Annotated in this window: 5 protein-coding genes; 3 read left to right on the forward strand and 2 right to left on the reverse strand. The window is 41.4% G+C overall.

The annotated features are described in order from the left end of the window. Positions 1-114 precede the first annotated feature (114 nt). Complete coding sequence (locus tag B5D35_RS23400; protein ID WP_078754798.1) at positions 115-519, forward strand: hypothetical protein; 405 nt, start codon at positions 115-117, stop codon at positions 517-519. A gap of 68 nt (positions 520-587) precedes the next feature. Here B5D35_RS23400 and B5D35_RS23405 read toward each other — a convergent pair whose 3' ends face one another. Next, on the reverse strand, positions 588-812 hold the full coding sequence (locus B5D35_RS23405; RefSeq protein WP_078754799.1) for a DUF2188 domain-containing protein: 225 nt from the start codon (positions 810-812) through the stop codon (positions 588-590). Between the two features lie 3 nt (positions 813-815). Beyond that, positions 816-953: a zinc ribbon-containing protein gene (locus B5D35_RS25590; protein ID WP_078754800.1), complete on the reverse strand. Its 138-nt coding sequence runs from the start codon at positions 951-953 to the stop codon at positions 816-818. A gap of 365 nt (positions 954-1,318) precedes the next feature. Between B5D35_RS25590 and B5D35_RS23415 the strand changes: the two genes are divergently transcribed. Beyond that, the gene (locus B5D35_RS23415) at positions 1,319-1,522 is read left to right on the forward strand and encodes a hypothetical protein (RefSeq protein WP_078754801.1); all 204 of its coding nucleotides are present in this window, start codon (positions 1,319-1,321) and stop codon (positions 1,520-1,522) included. A 71-nt stretch (positions 1,523-1,593) separates the two neighbouring features. Next, complete coding sequence (locus B5D35_RS23420) at positions 1,594-2,289, forward strand: hypothetical protein (RefSeq protein WP_078754802.1); 696 nt, start codon at positions 1,594-1,596, stop codon at positions 2,287-2,289. The last annotated feature ends 53 nt before the right edge of the window (positions 2,290-2,342 follow it).

A 2,342-nucleotide genomic window follows, 5' to 3' on the forward strand; every position in this document is an offset into this window, starting at 1 on the left:
CGCGTGTTGGGAGTTCGAATCTCTCCACCCCTGCCACCTTATTCTGCATAGCTATGTAAAAAAAAAGCCCGCTCAGTTGAGCGGGCTTTCGCGCGCCTAAAAAAAGGACTTCAAATGTCAGAAGATATAGAGGTAAGATCTGAAGGGCAGGTTGTTGAGCGAATAGAGAGCATTAACGAAACGTTACAAGGGATCCTTGCTCTCGGACACGCAGGTATAGAAGCATACGAGAATGAGAATAAAGAGCGAACAAAAGTGACTCTTGAGCAGGCAAAGATGGATTTTGAAATCCAGAGCAAAAATATTCAGCTGGAAGATAAAAAGCACAAACGTGTGATTGCGCTTATCGTTTTAAGTGTTGTTTGTCTCGTCTCGTTATGCTTGGCTGCCTTCTTGACCAATAACGCACAATACGTTGACGAGATTATAAAAGGTGTCGCTTTTCTGTTTGGAGGTGTGGGTCTCGCCAAGCTCTTACAAGCCCCTGCTAACCTCCCCAAGATAAAAGCTGATGAATAGAAATAGAAAGCCGCTCCATAGAGCGGCTTTTTGCGTAGCGAATAACATGCTGCGAGTCTATCTTAGTTTTATCCCTTTGGTGGAAATGGATCGTTACCATGACTGTCTTTAATTGCAATCTTTCCATCTTTGTTATGAATTACTAATTCTGTTTGCTGGTTTTGGCTGATCACTCTTGCTCGCTTAACCGCTTCTTGCTTAGTATCAAAGTGACCTGATGATCTTTGGCCACCACTTTGCTTTATGTCCCAACCGCCATCTGAGTTTGGAACGACATGCGTGCTTTTTGCCATATCTTATCCTTTACGATATTCGGTATGGGAGCACTTGGGGCAAGGAGGCAGTGTATCTGTATAGTCATCTAGAACAACACGTTGATCACACTTCTTACAAGTGTAAGGGCATTTTCCTGGCTTCTCACCTGTTGTTGGCATAATTATATCTCCGTTAATGGTTTGTGAAAGTAAATATAATCAAATGGTTACATGATCATTGTGCAATAATGTTAGTGGTTGGTGTGTGAGATAACCCTAGGATTTCGATGATACTTAAACAAATGTATTTAATGATAAAACGTAGTAGCTAAAGATGACGTATGATGTGCACAAAGACAGATTGTTGATCAACAGCTTCATAGGCTTGCAGTAACGAAAATTAACAAAAAATGCGTGTTTACTGGACACGGAGTTCCAAATGATACCATTATGTTATTGTAGTCTTTTGCTTCGTTTGGTAGCATCCGCGCACTGGACTAAACCGCTATCCCTACAAGCGACAACTGATACGCTAAGGAGGGAATATGAAATGGAGTCTTATCATGGGTAATATATTTCGGATGATTTTTGGCTTGCCAAAAGCGAAGGGAGAGAGCAAAACCCAAAGCTACAACATTCGTCCTAAAATGAAAAATCTTGATCTCGTTGTCATGGATTACAACTCATTTAGAAAAAGCCGCAAGGTGCGAGCTCAAGTCAGTGCGGCTAAAGATTCTGTTCGAGCTTAATTTTATTTGCTGGATTTTTGAGAGGTGCATATAGCACCTCTTTTTTGTGTCTACTATTCGGGAAAATTTACGTGCCAAAACCAACCTCACTACTCTTTATTTTAGTGCTGTGTCTTGCGGGATATTATTTACTCAACAAGCTTCACCGCTTCCACTATCCCTTGAAGAGAAGCAACGGTTACCACACTTTCTTAAGTTCTGCGACGGCTGGCTTTGCTGTATGCGGGGTCGCTATCGTTGTTTATGCAATAGCTGATTGCGGATTGAGAGCTTTAAACTGGCATTTTTCCCTTGGCGATATTGTTCTAAATAACATTCTTGCTTACGATGCCCCTAGCAACAGCGTTTCCCTTTTTGACGTATGTGCAATTACTGTTATCTTGTGTTTAGCTATCCCCGTTGTTTTTTACAGATTCAGCATAGATAGGCAATACATTTGTTTCTTAGAAGAGTTTGCTCAAGATGGAGAGAGTCCAGAGTTTACCCAGTTGTTTTTTAGGTCTTACGAGTATGGACTGCCAATACTATTTACTATGTCTGATAGAAAAATCTACATTGGTTATGTAACTGAAATTCACTCGAAGCCATTCAATGATGTGCACATTATTCCGATCGTCAGCGGGTATCGAGATAGCTCGGAGCTGAGACTTGTTCCAGTCACTCCCTACCAAGATATTATTCACGATGTAGAAAATGATGATGAACAAGAGCTAGATTTGGAGGCGTTTACTGTCACCCGGCTTTGTTGCTTAAATCGATGGAACTAAATCTAGAAGCTACGATCTGATCGGCTACACCCATCAATCGTCGTAGTCTCATG

It is taken from the genome of Enterovibrio nigricans DSM 22720, assembly GCF_900167155.1.
Classification (GTDB): domain Bacteria; phylum Pseudomonadota; class Gammaproteobacteria; order Enterobacterales; family Vibrionaceae; genus Enterovibrio; species Enterovibrio nigricans.

What these genes read in the sequence shown, in the direction of transcription:
- B5D35_RS25590 (WP_078754800.1), bottom strand. Translation starts at nt 953, where the DNA reads ATGCCAACAACAGGTGAGAAGCCAGGAAAATGCCCTTACACTTGTAAG.
- B5D35_RS23415 (WP_078754801.1), top strand. Translation starts at nt 1,319, where the DNA reads ATGAAATGGAGTCTTATCATGGGTAATATATTTCGGATGATTTTTGGC.
- B5D35_RS23405 (WP_078754799.1), bottom strand. Translation starts at nt 812, where the DNA reads ATGGCAAAAAGCACGCATGTCGTTCCAAACTCAGATGGCGGTTGGGAC.
- B5D35_RS23400 (WP_078754798.1), top strand. Translation starts at nt 115, where the DNA reads ATGTCAGAAGATATAGAGGTAAGATCTGAAGGGCAGGTTGTTGAGCGA.